Raw genomic sequence first — 15,797 nt, 5'->3', positions numbered from 1 at the left:
CTGACGGATCGGCGAAAGCGTAACGCACCGGCCGGGCAGGGCGCCTTGCCTGACGCAGTGCGATGTGAAACCCTGACGTGGTCATCAAGGACGATACGGGAGAGCCCAGGTCGAGCGTTTCACACGCAGAAACTTTCGAACCATGGCGCCGACGGAGCAACCACCCCCGGAAACTCTCAGGCACAATCACCGTACCGTTGGACAATCTGGAGAGAGGCGCCTGATGGCGTCCACCGAAGGAGAAATCCCGGACCGCAGCAGCGGTCGGGGAGAAGCTCTCAGGTAACCGCGACAGATGGGGGCAGCCGGAAACGCTCAGTCGAGCTTCCGGAGGCTGTTTGTCGTGGAGTAATCCGATGTCCCCCGATGTTGCCTGCACGCCCCTCCATGCCCTGCACCTGCGTCACGGCGGCCGCATGGTCCCCTTCGCGGGCTACGCCATGCCGGTGCAGTACCCGGCGGGCCTGCTCAAGGAGCACCTGCACACGCGGGCCCAGGCCGGGCTGTTCGACGTCTCGCATATGGGTCAAATCCGGCTCACCCCGCGCTCGGGCGATGTCGACGACGTGGCGCGCGCACTCGAGACCCTCCTGCCCATCGATGTGCTCGGCCTGAAGCCGGGCCGCCAGCGCTACGGGCTCCTCCTCGATGCGTCGGGCGGCATCCGCGACGACCTGATGGTCGCCCATTGCGGCGACAGCCTCGTCCTCGTGGTCAACGCCGCCAACAAGGTCGCTGACGAGGCCTATCTCCGTGCGCATCTCGCCGACGCCTGCACGGTCACGGTGCTGGCCCGCGCCCTCGTCGCCCTGCAGGGGCCGGGCGCCGAGGCAGCCCTGACGCGCCTCGCACCAGAGGTAGCCGCAATGCGCTTCATGGACGTGCGGATGCTCGGGCTGCTGGGTGCCTCCGCCATCGTCACCCGCTCCGGCTATACCGGTGAGGACGGCTTCGAGATCTCGATCCCCGAGGACAAGGCCGAGGCCCTGGCCGAAGCGCTGCTGGCCGATCCGGCCGTGCTGCCGATCGGACTCGGCGCCCGCGATTCCCTGCGCTTGGAAGCGGGGCTGTGCCTGCACGGCAACGACATCGACCCGGGCACCGACCCGGTGGAGGCCGGGCTGTCCTGGGCCATTCCGAGAGTGCGCCGGCGCGGCGGGGTCCGGGCCGGCGGTTTTCCCGGTGCTGCGCGCATCCTCGCAGCCCTGGAGGACGGCCCGAGTCGCAAGCGCGTCGGCCTGCGTCCCGAGGGGCCCACCCCCGTGCGGGCGGGAGCGCCGCTGTTCGCCGACGAGACCGGCACGGCGGTCGGCCAAGTGACCTCCGGCGGCTTCGGACCCAGCCTGCAGGCCCCCATCGCCATGGGCTACCTGCCGGCCGCGCTCGCTGCCCCCGGCACCCGCGTCTTCGCCGAAGTGCGGGGCAAGCGCCTCGCCGTCGCGGTCGCGGCCCTGCCCTTCGTTCCCGCAGGCTTCAAGCGCGCCTGATCGGGCCCGTTCCAACCCCCTTTGCCAACAACCAGGAGAGTGCGATGCGGAAGTTCACGGACGAGCACGAGTGGCTGGACTGCACCGGCGAGGTCGCCACGGTGGGTATCACCACCCACGCCGCCGAACAGCTCGGGGACCTCGTCTTCATCGAGCTGCCGAAGGTGGGCGCGAAGCTGACCAAGGGCGAGGCCGCGGCGGTGGTCGAATCCGTCAAGGCGGCCTCGGATGTCTATGCGCCGGTCTCCGGCGAGGTCATCGCGATCAACGAGGCAGCCGTGACCGACCCATCCAGCGTGGGCACAGACCCGCAGGGCGCAGGCTGGCTCTACCGCATCCGCCTCGACGATCCGGCCAGCCTCGACGGGCTGATGGACGAGGCCGCCTACGCCGAATTCGCGAAGTAGCGCCGCCCCTCCGATCCGCGGAGCGGCGCCTGCCCCCGTCCGGACAGACAGGGCCGACGCCCGCGGTCGCCCGGTGATCGAGGATCACCCGACGGCCCCACGCTCGATCCCTTCCCCATGAGGGAGAGGGCAGCGCGATTCCATTCCCGCACCAGCGACATCCGAGGTCCCCCATGACCACCGACCGCTACGACCCCTACGACTTCGCCAACCGCCGCCACATCGGCCCGACGACGCAGGAAATCGAGACGATGCTCGGCGTCGTCGGCGCCGAGAGCCTGCCGGCCCTGATGGACGAGACCCTGCCGACCGACATCCGGCAGGACGAGCGCCTCGATTTCGGGGTCGCCATGACGGAGCGTCGGGTGATCGAGCACATGCGGGGCATCGCCGACAAGAACCGGCTCCTCGTCTCGCTGATCGGGCAGGGCTACCACGGCACCACCATGCCGCCGGTGATCCAGCGCAACATCTTCGAGAACCCCGCCTGGTACACCGCCTACTCGCCCTATCAGCCGGAGATCAGCCAGGGCCGGCTCGAGGCGCTCCTGAACTTCCAGACCCTGGTCTGCGACCTGACCGGCCTCGACATCGCGAACGCCTCGTTGCTCGACGAGGCCACCGCCGCGGCGGAAGCCATGGGCATGGCCCAACGGATCTCCGGCAATGCAAAGACCGCCTTCTTCGTCGATGCCGAGTGCCTGCCCCAGACCCTCGCGGTGCTGCGCACCCGCGCCGCGCCGCTGGGCTGGACCGTCGTGGTCGGCGATCCGGCCAAGGACCTCGATCCCGCCCAGGTCTTCGGTGCGATCTTCCAGTATCCCGGCGTCTGCGGCGGGATCTGCGACCTGACCCAGCCCATCGCCGACCTGCACGCGGCCGGGGCGGTCGCGGTGGTGGCGGCGGACCCGCTGGCGCTGACACTCCTGAAATCGCCGGGTGAGATGGGCGCGGACATCGCCATCGGCTCGATGCAGCGCTACGGCGTGCCGATGGGCTATGGCGGCCCGCACGCGGCCTACATGGCGACCCGCGATGCCCACAAGCGCACCCTGCCGGGTCGCCTCGTCGGCGTGTCGGTGGATGCCCGCGGCAACCGCGCCTACCGCCTCGCGCTCCAGACGCGCGAGCAGCACATCCGCCGCGAGAAGGCGACGTCGAACATCTGCACCGCGCAGGTGCTGCTCGCGGTCATCGCCGGCATGTACGCGGTGTTCCACGGCCCGCGCGGACTGAAGGCGATCGCGGCCCGGGTCCATCGCGACGCCGTGCGTCTCGCCGCCGGGCTCGAGGCCCTCGGCTTCACGGTCGAGCCGGAGCACTTCTTCGACACGATCACCGTCCGGGTCGGGGCCTTCCAGGGCCTGATCCTCGGACAGGCGGTGGCCAACGGCGTCAACCTGCGCAAGGTGGGCGACGACCGCGTCGGTATCACGGTGGACGAGCGCACCCGGCCCGACATTCTCCAGGCCGTCTGGCGCGCCTTCGGGGCGACGGACCCGGCCTACGACGAGGCTTGGCCGGAGAACCGTCTGCCCGCCGGGCTGGTGCGGACCTCGCCCTACCTGACCCATCCGATCTTCCACATGAACCGGGCCGAGAGCGAGATGACGCGCTACATGCGCCGTCTCGCCGACCGGGATCTGGCGCTCGATCGTGCGATGATTCCGCTCGGCTCCTGCACGATGAAGCTCAATGCCACCGCCGAGATGCTGCCGATCTCCTGGCCGGAATTCTCGGAGATCCATCCCTCCGTCCCAGCGGACCAAGCCCTCGGCTACCGGGAGCTCATCGACGATCTGTCCGACAAGCTCTGCGCCATCACCGGCTACGACGCGATCTCGATGCAGCCGAATTCCGGTGCCCAGGGCGAGTATGCCGGACTCCTGGCGATCCGAGCCTATCACCTGTCGCGGGGCGACGTGCACCGGACCGTCTGCCTGATCCCGTCCTCGGCTCACGGCACCAACCCGGCCTCGGCGCAAATGTGCGGCATGAGCGTCGTGGTCGTGGGGGCCGACGCGCAAGGCAATGTCGACCTCGACGATTTCCGGCGGAAGGCCGAGCAGCATTCCGAGAAGCTCGCCGCCTGCATGATCACCTATCCGTCGACCCATGGGGTGTTCGAGGTCCAGGTCCGCGCGATCTGCGACATCGTCCACGGCCACGGCGGACAGGTCTACCTCGACGGGGCCAACCTGAACGCCCTGGTGGGCCTCGCCCGCCCCGGTGATATCGGGGCCGACGTCAGCCATCTCAACCTACACAAGACCTTCTGCATCCCCCACGGCGGGGGAGGCCCCGGCATGGGTCCGATCGGCGTGAAGGCGCACCTGATCCCGTTCCTGCCCACCGACCCGCGCACGGGGGAGGCGGGGGCGGTCTCGGCGGCGCCCTACGGCTCGGCCTCGATCCTGCCGATCTCGTGGAGCTACTGCCTGCTCATGGGCGGGCGCGGCCTCACCCAGGCGACTCGCATCGCCATCCTCAACGCCAACTACATCGCGGCCCGTCTGAAGGGGGCCTACCCGGTGCTGTATTCCGGCGCGCAGGGCAGGGTGGCGCATGAGTGCATCATCGACGTGCGGCCGTTCCAGAAGAGTGCGGGCGTCAGCGTCGACGACATCGCCAAGCGCCTGATCGATTGCGGTTTCCACCCGCCGACCATGTCCTGGCCGGTGGCCGGCACCCTGATGATCGAGCCCACCGAATCCGAGACCAAGGGCGAGATCGACCGCTTCTGCGACGCCCTGCTGGCGATCCGCGAGGAGATCCGTGCCATCGAGGACGGGCGGATGGACCGGGCCAACAACCCCCTGAAGCACGCCCCCCACACGGTGCGGGACCTCGTGGGCGCCTGGGAACGCCCCTATTCCCGCGAAGCGGCCTGTTTCCCGAGCGGAAGCCTGGGGATGGACAAGTACTGGCCCCCGATCAACCGGGTCGACAACGCCTACGGCGACCGCAACCTCGTCTGCGCCTGCCCGCCGGTGGAGTCCTACAGCGAGGCGGCGGAGTAGGGCCCGCGCATCGCGCTCCCGGCCCGCCCGGGACGGGAGCGCCCCCTTACGCGTGATGCCCGCGCGGCACAGCCCTCGGCCTATCGCCAGTCGGGCAGCGTGATCGTCACCATCTTCCCGGTCAGAGGATCAAAGATCGTCACTGTCATGACCGCCTCCGCAGAAATAGCAGGAGCCGTAGACTTCTTGAAGATTGTGGCTGGAACTTGGCCTTACAAAGATCAGCAAGCAACGCTGCTGTTGATCGCTGTGGAATACATCCTGGCTCCCCACGTGGTCCATTCCCGCCGGTCCGAACCGCCCTGAGGGCACGCCGTGGCCGGATGCGCCGAAGCGTAGCCATCCGTCCCCGGTTCGGCGCCGTAGATCAGCGTGCTTTGACGTCAATCCCATAAACGTCTAAGATTAACACCAATTCAATACCGCAGGAAAAAATATCTACATCAATTTTCAGTCGTATTGATTGCTCCGGTTGCGCCATATGAACTGATATTCGGGTTCGAAGACGGCGTACTCCGTTGGCGAAGACGCTGGAGGATGTGCCCGTGACCCCTTCCCCCTTCATCCACCTCGACTTGGTGCGCCTGCCCGACGGCCGCGTCGGCGCCGTCGTCGGCGTCTGGAATCTCGGAGAAGCCTACGAGATCGACGTGGGCAACATCCGTGAGACCTGGTCCGCGGACGACCTAGCCCCCACCGACTAGGCCGCCGGTCACAGGGCGCACGGCCCGCGAGACCCGACGGGTCCCGGCCCACCCAGGCCCCGACTCATCACCCATCCAAAAGCACAGAAACACCATGGGAGGCACGGAGATGCCCAAGACGGCGATGTATGTCCTGCAAGGCGTCGATCCCGCGGTGATCGCGGCCGCGCCGTTCGACGTGAAGGTGGTCGAGGTCTACACCGATGACGGACAGATGTTCACGCCGGCCGAGGTGAAGCAGATGGGCGGCGGCCCGGGCCAGGCCCTGCTCCTGGGCTATTTCAGCCTCGGGGAGGCCGAGGCCTACCGGGATTACTTCGCCTCGATCCCGAGCGAAGCGCTCGGACCCGAGGACCCGAACTGGGCGGGCGATTTCGAGGTCGCCTACTGGACGCCGGAGTGGAAAGGGGTCGCCGAAGCCTCCATCGATCGGATGGTGAAGGCGGGCTATGACGGGATCTACTTCGACGTGGTCGATGCGTTCCAACTGCCCTGGTCCCAGGCGCATGCGCCCGGGGGCGACGCCGCCGGTGCGATGCGGACGCTTGTCCAGGAGCTGAGCGCCTATGCCAAGGCGCAGGCTCCGACGTTCAAGGTCTGGGTCAACGGGGCGGAGGAGCTGCTGACGGACAGAGCCTACGTCGACAGCATCGACGGGTTGTTCAAGGAGAACCTGTTCTACAACGATGACGGTTCCGCGAAGCAGCCTACCGCCGAGACGCAGGCGAGCCTCGACCAGTTGAAGATCGCCCAGGATGCCGGCAAGGACGTCGTCGCGATCGAGTACGTGACCGGCGCGCAGAAGGTCGCCGATGTCCACGCCCAGGCCGAAGCGGCCGGGATGGGAAGCTACGTCGCCAAGCTGGATCTCATCGGCGTCGACATCGAGGGCGTTCTCCCGGGCCAGATCATGCACGATGACGGCCTCCTGCACGATGACGGTCGCGGCGGCGCGGCGGCTCTACCCGAGCCCACACCGCTCACGCCGCCACCCGCCACGACACCGGTTGATCAGGACGGCACCGCCACGGCGGTCGGACCCGACCAGCACGCCGCTCGGCACCAGGGGTACAGGGACCACGCGGTCAGCCATGGCCACCACCCGATCGCGAGCGAAGCCGGTGCCGACAGCTTCGTATTCGCAGAGGGCGGCCAAGGAGCAGGCGATCCGGCCGCGAACCTGCGCGTCGAGGCCATGGCCACGATGGCCGACGCTCCGGAGCCCAGTCTGCCTGAGGCCGGCGATCATGCGGCCGGGACCGATTCCGGCGCGCACCTCGACGTCGCCCCCCATCACACCCCCCATTCGGGGCTCAGCCATCACGACATCCCGCTGTTCTGAGCGGGACGCCGCCCGTCAGCCCGCGTGGCCGGGAATCTGCGGCAGAAGCGCGGACGCCGGCGGGGCGGCCCGGCTTGCCTTGGCCACCGCGATCGTGCCGCCCTCGAGGGTGACGAAGCGGATGCCCCCGCCCCGCAGGGTGTCGACCACGAGGCGGTAGCTGCGCCGAGTGACGTCCTGCGGTTCCAACTCGATGCGCTTGATCGTCGAGATCGAGAGGCCGCTCTTCAGGGCAAGATCGGACATGGACCAGTTGAGCAGGGCACGCGCCGCCCGGAGATGATCGGGCGTCAGGCTCCCGGTCGCGGCGAGGTCACTCTCCACCGACAGCAGGGCCGATCGGCCGAGCTTCTCGCAGAGGGTCGAGAACACGATCTGGCCGAGACGCTTCTGCAATTCGTCCTCGAGGCCCGTCGTATCGGCAGTGTCGAACGAGGTCGGCTGCGCGTCCGCCGTGGCCGAGCCGGCGCCTTCGGCGAAGGCTCGCGGTGCGACGGTCCGATCCCGGTTGAGGTTTTCCAGCCAGGCAAGCGTGGGTTCAGTATACGGCATCTGGCGACACGTGTGATTGCAACATCGGGAGAGGTTTGAATAAAGAGAGGCCGCACCGTCGGCACTCTGCTGCAACAGAGATACAACCATCATTGCCGCGATAGACCGATAAATCTCCCGCCAGGCACTTGAAGTCCGCCCCGCAGATTGATCGCACTTTTGGAAATATTCTTTCCGGCAAAGCGACGCTTACTCAAATTCTGTCAAATGACAGAAACTGTCAAATCATCGCAATCGTGATACGATCGCGCGCAATCCCGATAGAAACGCTCCGACGCCGATCCGATCGTTGGCGAGGGCCGAGCATTCTCGGCGCCCCGCAACGGTGCCGGGCCGGTCCGAACGCCTCAGACGGCGCGGCTGGCGCGGCGGGTTTCCGTCGGCGTGCGACCGTACTGGCGACGGTAGCGCTGGCCGAAATCGCCCATATGGACGAAGCCCCAGGAGCGGGCGATGTCGGCGATCGAGAGGGACGCCTTGGTGGGGGACATCAGGTCCCGGTGGGCTTGCGCCAGCCGGAGCTCGAGGATCACCTGAACGGGCGTACGCCCGAGGTCACGTCGAAAGCGGTCCTGAAGCGAGCGGACGCTGATCCCCGCCACTGCCGCGATGTCGGCGAGGGTCAGGGCCCGCGAGAGATTCGCCGCGATGTAGTCGAGCGCCCGCCCGAGGCTGCGGGAGGGGATGTCTTGCGCCTGGGACGGAGCAGGGGCGGCGCGCCGGGGCCAAGCCGACAGCAACTGGTAGCTCAGGATCTCCTTCAGGAGTGGGAAGGTCAGGTCGTCATGGCTGTCGAGACCCTGGATCTGCTGCTGAACCCGCTGCAGGGTGAGAAACAGGGCCATCATGGCAGGGGTCGCCACGGGAGCCGTGGGCGCGAGGTCCGGCAGGGTACCATCGCGGATGCCCGTCAGGGCCACTTGGGCGGCCATCAGCGCCTCGACGCTGAACGTCCCGCTGACCGCACCGAACGCGCCGAAGGCCTGGACCTCCCGCAGGTCGCTGAAGTTGACGAGGGTCGCATGCGTCGGAACGCCGTCGACGTCTCCGGACCGGCGCCGATAGATGACGTGACCGCTCGTCACGAAGCGGATCGTGATCAGCTGCGCGTTGAACTTGGGTTTCGTCACGAAGCCGCTGGACGAGCGGGTCTCCCACAGGCTGAAGGCCTCGTTCTGACTGCCGGCGATCGCGATGTCGGGCATGGTCGAACGCAGGACGTCGAAACCGATTGCGAGTCCGCCGCGATCGTTGAACAGCTGGAGGTGTCGCATCGATGCGATACTGGCAACGAACCGTCCCTGGGAGCGCCAGGTGACCGGATCGGGACGCGGATGACCCGTCATTGCAACTTGTCCGATACGCCTGCCGTCAGCAGCCTCCTCCGACGCTCCGTCTTGTCAGGATGCGCGCCAGGATGCCGTCCCTGTAAGGCGAGGTTTTTTCCGTTATGCAAATGATTTGTACAAAATCCACCGGAATGGTGAATCGGACAGACCGATCAACTCGAGAAAGATCAGTATCCATCCCAAACCCTGAGTTGTTTATTACGGTGATTAGTTGTAAATCCTCGGCAGAATAAGCCTGAATTTTTCAGCGAGCCTTTGTATCCGCCCGGCACAAGGGTCCGGTCGCCGGACAAGCGGTCTGGCGCATTCCCAATCGAAAAACCGCCCATCCTCGAAATCTGACCGGACAGAGAGCGAAGGTCAGGCCTCCTCGCTGACGAGCCTCGCCATGCCAGCAACACGCTACACGATCCTGTCGACCCCCATCGGTCCGCTGGTCCTCGCCGGACCGGATGAACGCCTCGCCTGCATCGGGTTTCCGCGCGGCAAGGGCGCGGTGACGCCGGGGCCGGACTGGTACTGCGACGACACCGCCTTCGCTCCGGCGCGCGCGCAGCTCGAAGCGTACTTCGACGGGTGCCTCACCCGCTTCGATCTCGCCCTCGCACCGCGGGGCACTCCGTTCCAACACGCGGTCTGGCAGGCTCTCACCGAGATCCCGCCGGGGGAAACGATCAGCTACGGCGAACTCGCCCGCCGAATCGGGCGGCCCGGCGCCAGCCGCGCCGTGGGAGCGGCCAACGGCGCCAATCCCCTGCCGATCGTCGTGCGGTGCCACCGGGTCATCGGTGCCGGCGGAGCCCTGACGGGCTTTGGCGGCGGCCTCGACATCAAGCGCTTCCTGCTGGCCCTGGAGGGGGGCTCGCGCACCGAACCGCCCGAGCAGCCCGGCCTGTTCTGAGGCTGCCCGCCTCAGCGAGGATGTCGGTCGGCGCTGCACACCGGAACTGCCCTCACGCCCACGTCCGAGATGAAGTCTCGAACAGGCAACCCAGGGCTGGACACAAACGACTCGGCCGGGATGCCATCTGGCTCCTGCGGCCGGCCCCGCCCCTGGTAGGGATCACGTCGGCCGTCGAAGCCGTGTGTGGAGTCGCGATCGCTGCAATGCTGGCGAAGGTCAGCGCCGCGATCGACGTCGAACGCGGGCCGACGGACGACTCCCCGGGGATCTTTCCGGAGCTCGGGGTGCTGAGTATCGCCGAAGCCTGATTCCCGGCCTTGGCAGCGCCCTGGCCGGCCGCTGCAGCAACGCCACCCTGAGCCAGGACCTCGTCGGGATCCGCCTCACCGCGCCGATCGCACGGATCGAGCGACTCGGCCGCCACCGCATCCTGGCTACTGAGAACGGAGGTCGAGACCGACGCTCTTCGGGCTCTCGCGCCGCGCGAAGACGCTCGCCCTGTTCGGGACCATCGCGGCGCTCATCACCGACATGGCCCTCGTCGGCAGCGGCAGCGCCATCCGATCCGGCTTCGTCCGCGTGGTGCGCTACGTGGGCTCGCCGGTCGGCGACATCGTCGCCTGCCTGCTACTTCGGCAGGGCGTAGATGTTCACGTCGAGCTTCTCGTCGGCCTTGTCGTTCAGGTCCGTGACGTATTCCTCGATGAACTTATCCTGCACGACGATGTCCTTGGCATCCAGGTAGGCGGTCAGGGTCTCGTAGGTGCCGTCGATCTCGTCGTAGGAACCCTTGTGCGGGAACCGGAGGGCGCGGCCACTCGGCGTGGTGCCGAAGCGCAGGCCGTCGGCCTCGGCGGGCTTGGGGTCCGGCATCGCAGCGATCGGGATCATCGCATCGTACTGGAAGCCGTCGTCGTCGGTCTTGGCGAAGACCGCGATCGGCCGGCCCACGGCCTGAATGCCGGCCTTGGCGAGATCGGCCTCGATGCGCTGGAACGCGGCCTTGAGACTCGGTACCGCCTCCTCCCACTTCGTCCGCCCGGCGAGGATCGCCGCGGGCTTCGCGGGCAGCGAGACTTCGTCGACGTCGTTGGCGTCGCCGGGGGTCGCCACCAGGGTCTGCCGCGGGCCGGCCGGCGGCGTGGCGGAGGGGGCCGTCCCGGCCTGGGCCGGCACCGGGATGTCCGCCGTGCCCGGCGTCTTCGGATCGGGGTTGGTGGTGGTCGGCAGCGGGTTGGCCGCGGCCGGGGGCGTGACCGCCTGCGCCTGGGCCGGGTTCGCGGCGCAGGCCGTCGACAGCGCGACACACCCGGCGAGCACCGTGGCGAGCGACTTGAAGCTGGGGCGGGTCAAGAAGCTGGGGCGGGTCAAGGCGGTGGCTCCGGATCGGCGCGGGGCACGTCGAATCGCACACCCCTGGGCCCGTAAGAAGAAACTAGGCGCGATACCGGCCTCGGGCGAGCCGTTCCGGGTGCCGCGCCGCACGAAGCGGATGAAGCGCGGCGCTTCTGCAACGCAGCCACGCCGCTCGAGGCCCGTGCGTGCGCGGACGCTTTGGCCTATAGCCCCACCAGGGCCGGTCGCCCTCGCGGGGGTCCGTCGGCCTGCGCGATCTCGAACATCCCGGACGCACGACACAGAGACAAGGCGGCATGAGCGAGCTTGCCCATCGACGGTTCCTGAAGATGCATGGAGCCGGAAACCAGATCGTGGTGCTGGACCTGCGCGGCACGCAGACGCAGGTCACGGCCGGGGAGGCGCGTGCCATCGCGGCGTATCCCCGGGCGCAGTTCGACCAGCTCATGGTGATCCACGATACCCGTACGCCGGGCACCGATGCGTCCTTGCGGATCTACAACACCGATGGTTCGGAAGCCGGCGCCTGCGGCAATGGCACCCGCTGCGTCGCCTACGCGATGCTCGACGACCCCGCCATGGCCCGGCCGGCCGAGAGCGGCCGGCTCCTCCTCGAGACCCGCGGCGGGCTCGTGGGCGTCAAGCGCGTCGCCGAGCGCTCCTTCACCGTCGACATGGGCCGGCCAAAGCTCGCCTGGACCGAAATTCCCCTGGCCGAGCCTTTCCAGGACACCCGCCGGATCGAACTCCAGATCGGTCCGATCGACGATCCGGTGCTGCACTCGCCGAGCGTCGTGAACATGGGCAACCCGCACGCGGTGTTCTTCGTGGATCGCGATCCCGACACCTACGATCTCGCCCGCATGGGCCCGATGCTGGAGAACCACCCGATCTTTCCGGACCGCGCCAACATCTCGGTCGCCCAGGTGCTGGGGCCGGACCGGATCAAGCTGCGGGTCTGGGAACGCGGCGCAGGCTTGACCCAGGCCTGCGGCACTGCCGCCTGCGCCACCGTGGTAGCCGCCTCGCGCCTGCGAATGATCGGTCGCGGCGCCACCGTGAGCCTGCCCGGCGGCGACCTCGTCATCGAATGGCGCGCGGACGACCACGTTCTGATGACCGGCCCGGTGGCGCTGGAATGGGACGGCAGCTTCCCGCCGGAGATCTTCTCGGCCGAAGACGCCGCCTGAGATGACGGTCGAGACACTGACCTTCGGCTGTCGCCTTAACACCGTCGAATCCGAGGTGATGCGCGGGCACGCGGCTGCGGCGACGACGACGTCCGCGGACCTCGTCATCGTCAACACCTGCGCGGTGACCGCCGAGGCCGGTCGCCAGGCCCGCAAGGCGATCCGCAAGCTCGCCCGCGAACGCCCCGGCGCCGAGATCGTGGTCACCGGCTGCGGCGCCCAGGTGGAGACCGATGCCTACGCGGCCATGCCGGAGGTGGCGCGCCTCGTCGGCAACGACGCCAAGGGCCGGGCCGAGACCTGGTCCGCTCCCAGCCGTCCGGAGGCACGGACCGCCGTCGACGACATCATGGCGGTACGCCGCGCCACGCCGACCCGGATCACCGGCATCGCCGGCCAGACCCGCGCCTTCATCCCCGTCCAGAACGGCTGCGATCACCGCTGCACCTTCTGCGTCATCCCCTTTGGGCGCGGAAACTCGCGCTCCGTGCCCTTGTGGGACGTGGTCGACCAAGTCGCGCGCATCGTCGAGTCCGGCGGACACGAGGTGGTGCTCACCGGGGTCGACCTGACCGCCTATGGGCGCGACCTCGACGCGACCCCGAGCCTGGGATACCTGATACAGACCATCCTCGCGCAGGTCCCCGGCCTCGCCCGGCTGCGCCTCTCCTCGATCGATTCCATCGAGGCCGACGCGGCACTCATGGCGGCCATTGCCGGCGAGGCGCGGCTGATGCCGCATTTCCATCTCTCCCTCCAGGCCGGCGACGACCTCATCCTGAAGCGGATGAAGCGGCGTCACGCCCGCGCCGACGCGATTAGATTCTGCAACACGGTCAGGGCCTTGCGCCCCGGCGCCGTTTTCGGGGCCGACCTGATCGCGGGCTTCCCCACCGAGACCGACGCGCAGTTCGCCCGCTCCCTCGACCTCGTGGTTGAGTGCGGCCTGACGCATCTCCACGTCTTTCCGTATTCCGCCCGCCCCGGCACTCCGGCCGCCCGGATGCCACCTGTACCCGGCGACGTCATCCGGGATCGCGCCGCGCGCCTGCGGGCTGCCGGCGACGCCGCCCTCGCGGCCCATCTCGCCGGCGAGGTGGGCCAGACCCGCCGGGTGCTCACGGAGCGGGGCGGCCTCGGCCGCACGGACGCCTTCACGCCAGTCCGGCTCCCGCCCGAGACACCGCCCGGACTCTTCACCGACGTGACGATTGTCGGCCACGACGGACGGGCGCTCATCGCCGCCTGAGCGGATCGCGGCCGATCGGTCGTCTAGGCGCTGCCGGTTCCCCGATGCCCGCACCCTGCCAATCCCACCTGCATATGCCTAGGCGCCGGCGCCTCGATCCGGATCGGGGGCTTCTTTGGATAGAGCGGGAGAGTGAGCGCGCGGGCATGCAGCTGGAGGCCCGGGCCGCCGCTGCGGGGGGCAGTGCCGTAAATCGGGTCGCCGAGGATGGGAAAGCCCATCGCGGCGCAGTGGACGCGCAGCTGATGCGTCCGCCCGGTAACCGGCGAGAGGGCGAGCCAAGTCAGGCCGCCGCCGCGCCCGAGGACCGCGAAGCGGGTGAGGGCGTTATCGCCCGCCGGGTCGACCTTCATCCACCAGGAGCGGGGATCGTCGGAGCGACGCGCCAGGGGCAGGGCAATCTCGCCGGCCTCCGCCTCTGGCTCCCCCTCGACCAGGGCCCAGTAGGTTTTCTCGACCGTGCCGCTCGCGGCGAAGAGCTTGTTCAAGCGCGCAAGGGCCTTGGCGTGGCGTCCGAGGACGAGGCAGCCCGAGGTATCGCGATCGAGGCGATGGACTGCCTCGGGCCGGCGGGGCAGACCGAAGCGCAGAGCGTCGAGATGATCGGTGAGAGTCTCGCCGCCTTTGGGGCCAGGATGGATTGGCAAACCCGCCGGCTTGTCGATGACGAGCATAAGGGCATCGCGGTAGAGGAGGCGCGCGCCTATGTCTGTTACGAGGGCATCGGCTGGGGGCATGGCCCTGCGCTAACCATGCCGGGTCCGGGGAGCAAGCGGGAATGAGCGAAGACAAGAGGCCGGGCTGGCTGCTGCGCAAGATGTTCGGCACCAAGGAGGAGGAGCGGCCCGCCCCGGTGCCGGTTCAACCGCCGGATCCCAAACCGGTCGCAAAGACCATCGTCGAGCCGGTGGTCGAACCGGCCGCGCTGCCCGTGGACTCCCCCGCATCGCTGTCCGAGGGTCAACCCGATTTTGCCACGGCCGCGACGGACGTCTCCCACGTACCGCCACCGCCCGGTGAGCCGGGCGAAGGGACACCGGACAAGAATGCGATCCCGGACGAACTCGAGGGCGCAGACCTCCAGCCCGTGGAGGGCGCGGAGGAGCGTCCGCCCGCGGGCACGGCCGGCGACGATCCCGCACGGGGAGCCGAGGCCGCCGACACAACGAGCCAAGCCTTCGCACCCGAGCCCGCACAGGCAGTCCCACTCGCACCACGTCCCGAGCTCGAGCCGGAAGTCTCGACTCAGATTTTCATGCCAGAGCCCGACGCGGCTTCGGAAGAACCGACCCGCGGCTGGTGGAGCCGCCTGACGGGAGGCATGAAGCGGACCTCCTCGGCCCTGACCGAGCGCGTCACCGGCCTGTTCACCAAGCGCAAGCTCGACGCCGACACTCTGGAGGAGCTCGAGGACGCCCTGATCCAGGCAGATTTCGGCATCGAGACGGCAACCCGGATCTCGGAGGCCGTAGGCAAGGGCCGCTACGAGAAGGGTATTTCTCCGGATGCGGTCCGCGAGATCTTGGCGGCGGAGGTGGAGCGCGCGCTCGCTCCCGTGGCGATTCCCTTTCGCATTGATACCTCGAAGAAGCCCTTCGTGATCCTGATGATCGGGGTCAACGGCGCGGGCAAGACCACCACCATCGGCAAGCTCGCACTGAAGCTCAAGGCAGAAGGGCACTCCCTGATGCTGGCCGCGGGCGATACCTTCCGCGCTGCGGCGATCGAGCAGCTTAAGGTCTGGGGCCAGCGCACGCAGACGCCCGTCATCGCCCGCGCGCAGGGCGCGGACGCCGCGGGCCTCGCCTTCGACGCTTACGAAGCGGCCAAGGCGCAAGGGAGCGACGTGCTCCTCATCGACACGGCGGGCCGGCTGCAGAACAAGGCAGGCTTGATGGCGGAGCTGGAAAAGATTCTTCGGGTGATCCGCAAGGTCGACCCGCAAGCACCCCACGCAGTGCTCCTCGTGCTCGACGCCACCGTGGGTCAAAACGCACTGAGCCAAGTCGAGCTGTTCTCGAAGGCAGCGAACGTGACCGGCCTCGTCATGACCAAGCTCGACGGCACGGCTCGCGGCGGCATCCTGGTGGCACTCGCCGCCAAGTTTGGCCTGCCGGTGCACTTCATCGGCGTCGGGGAGGGCGTGGAGGACCTGGAGCCCTTCGCTGCCCGAGACTTCGCCCGGGCCATCGCAGGACTGGACGCCGGGTGAGACGGCACGCACCCTGAAGCGCCGT

13 protein-coding genes and 1 riboswitch are annotated in these 15,797 nt (G+C 68.4%); of the genes, 9 read left to right on the top strand and 4 right to left on the bottom strand.

Annotated features, from left to right (window positions below; genetic code table 11):
• Positions 1 to 86: 86 nt before the first annotated feature.
• Positions 87 to 202, top strand: a riboswitch (glycine riboswitch).
• A gap of 154 nt (positions 203 to 356) precedes the next feature.
• The 5 genes from gcvT (at position 357) to AC0IY1_RS07685 (ending at position 6,960) form a co-directional block, all read left to right on the top strand.
• On the top strand, positions 357 to 1,487 hold the full coding sequence (gene gcvT, locus AC0IY1_RS07705; protein ID WP_471768781.1) for a glycine cleavage system aminomethyltransferase GcvT: 1,131 nt from the start codon (positions 357 to 359) through the stop codon (positions 1,485 to 1,487).
• Positions 1,488 to 1,531: 44 nt separating this feature from the next.
• Positions 1,532 to 1,894 carry a glycine cleavage system protein GcvH gene (gene gcvH / locus AC0IY1_RS07700; protein WP_471768780.1) on the top strand — a complete coding sequence of 121 codons (363 nt, stop codon included), beginning with the start codon at positions 1,532 to 1,534 and terminating at the stop codon, positions 1,892 to 1,894.
• Between the two features lie 173 nt (positions 1,895 to 2,067).
• Positions 2,068 to 4,914, top strand: a complete 2,847-nt coding sequence (gene gcvP / locus AC0IY1_RS07695; protein ID WP_471768779.1) for an aminomethyl-transferring glycine dehydrogenase — start codon at positions 2,068 to 2,070, stop codon at positions 4,912 to 4,914.
• A gap of 545 nt (positions 4,915 to 5,459) precedes the next feature.
• Complete coding sequence (locus tag AC0IY1_RS07690; protein WP_156375565.1) at positions 5,460 to 5,618, top strand: hypothetical protein; 159 nt, start codon at positions 5,460 to 5,462, stop codon at positions 5,616 to 5,618.
• A 109-nt stretch (positions 5,619 to 5,727) separates the two neighbouring features.
• The gene (locus AC0IY1_RS07685; protein ID WP_471768778.1) at positions 5,728 to 6,960 is read left to right on the top strand and encodes an endo alpha-1,4 polygalactosaminidase; all 1,233 of its coding nucleotides are present in this window, start codon (positions 5,728 to 5,730) and stop codon (positions 6,958 to 6,960) included.
• Positions 6,961 to 6,975: 15 nt separating this feature from the next.
• Here the strand turns inward: AC0IY1_RS07685 and AC0IY1_RS07680 are convergent, their stop codons facing one another.
• Positions 6,976 to 7,512 carry a helix-turn-helix domain-containing protein gene (locus AC0IY1_RS07680; protein WP_055949400.1) on the bottom strand — a complete coding sequence of 179 codons (537 nt, stop codon included), beginning with the start codon at positions 7,510 to 7,512 and terminating at the stop codon, positions 6,976 to 6,978.
• Between the two features lie 347 nt (positions 7,513 to 7,859).
• Positions 7,860 to 8,858 (bottom strand): AraC family transcriptional regulator, encoded by a 999-nt coding sequence (locus tag AC0IY1_RS07675; protein ID WP_471768777.1) that lies wholly within the window; start codon positions 8,856 to 8,858, stop codon positions 7,860 to 7,862.
• Positions 8,859 to 9,249: 391 nt separating this feature from the next.
• On the opposite strand from AC0IY1_RS07675, the gene AC0IY1_RS07670 reads away from it, so the two are divergent.
• A complete protein-coding gene (locus AC0IY1_RS07670) occupies positions 9,250 to 9,762 on the top strand; it encodes a methylated-DNA--[protein]-cysteine S-methyltransferase (RefSeq protein WP_471768776.1) in 513 nt (170 codons plus the stop codon).
• 630 nt (positions 9,763 to 10,392) lie between these two features.
• Here AC0IY1_RS07670 and AC0IY1_RS07665 read toward each other — a convergent pair.
• Positions 10,393 to 11,064, bottom strand: coding sequence for a GyrI-like domain-containing protein (locus tag AC0IY1_RS07665; protein ID WP_245436234.1), 672 nt, complete (start codon positions 11,062 to 11,064; stop codon positions 10,393 to 10,395).
• A 353-nt stretch (positions 11,065 to 11,417) separates the two neighbouring features.
• Between AC0IY1_RS07665 and dapF the strand changes: the two genes are divergently transcribed.
• Entirely contained in the window at positions 11,418 to 12,311 is an 894-nt protein-coding gene (gene dapF / locus AC0IY1_RS07660; RefSeq protein WP_471768775.1) for a diaminopimelate epimerase, read from the top strand.
• 1 nt (position 12,312) lies between these two features.
• The gene (mtaB, locus tag AC0IY1_RS07655; protein ID WP_471768774.1) at positions 12,313 to 13,560 is read left to right on the top strand and encodes a tRNA (N(6)-L-threonylcarbamoyladenosine(37)-C(2))-methylthiotransferase MtaB; all 1,248 of its coding nucleotides are present in this window, start codon (positions 12,313 to 12,315) and stop codon (positions 13,558 to 13,560) included.
• Between the two features lie 23 nt (positions 13,561 to 13,583).
• On the opposite strand, the gene AC0IY1_RS07650 is transcribed toward mtaB, so the two are convergent.
• On the bottom strand, positions 13,584 to 14,297 hold the full coding sequence (locus AC0IY1_RS07650; RefSeq protein ID WP_471768773.1) for an RluA family pseudouridine synthase: 714 nt from the start codon (positions 14,295 to 14,297) through the stop codon (positions 13,584 to 13,586).
• A gap of 41 nt (positions 14,298 to 14,338) precedes the next feature.
• Between AC0IY1_RS07650 and ftsY the strand changes: the two genes are divergently transcribed.
• Entirely contained in the window at positions 14,339 to 15,772 is a 1,434-nt protein-coding gene (gene ftsY / locus AC0IY1_RS07645; protein ID WP_471768772.1) for a signal recognition particle-docking protein FtsY, read from the top strand.
• Positions 15,773 to 15,797: the final 25 nt, after the last annotated feature.

Source organism: Methylobacterium sp. AC690 (genome assembly GCF_979256535.1).
The sequence above is the reverse complement of the archived record's forward strand: the minus strand, read 5'-3'. Positions and strand labels throughout refer to the sequence as shown.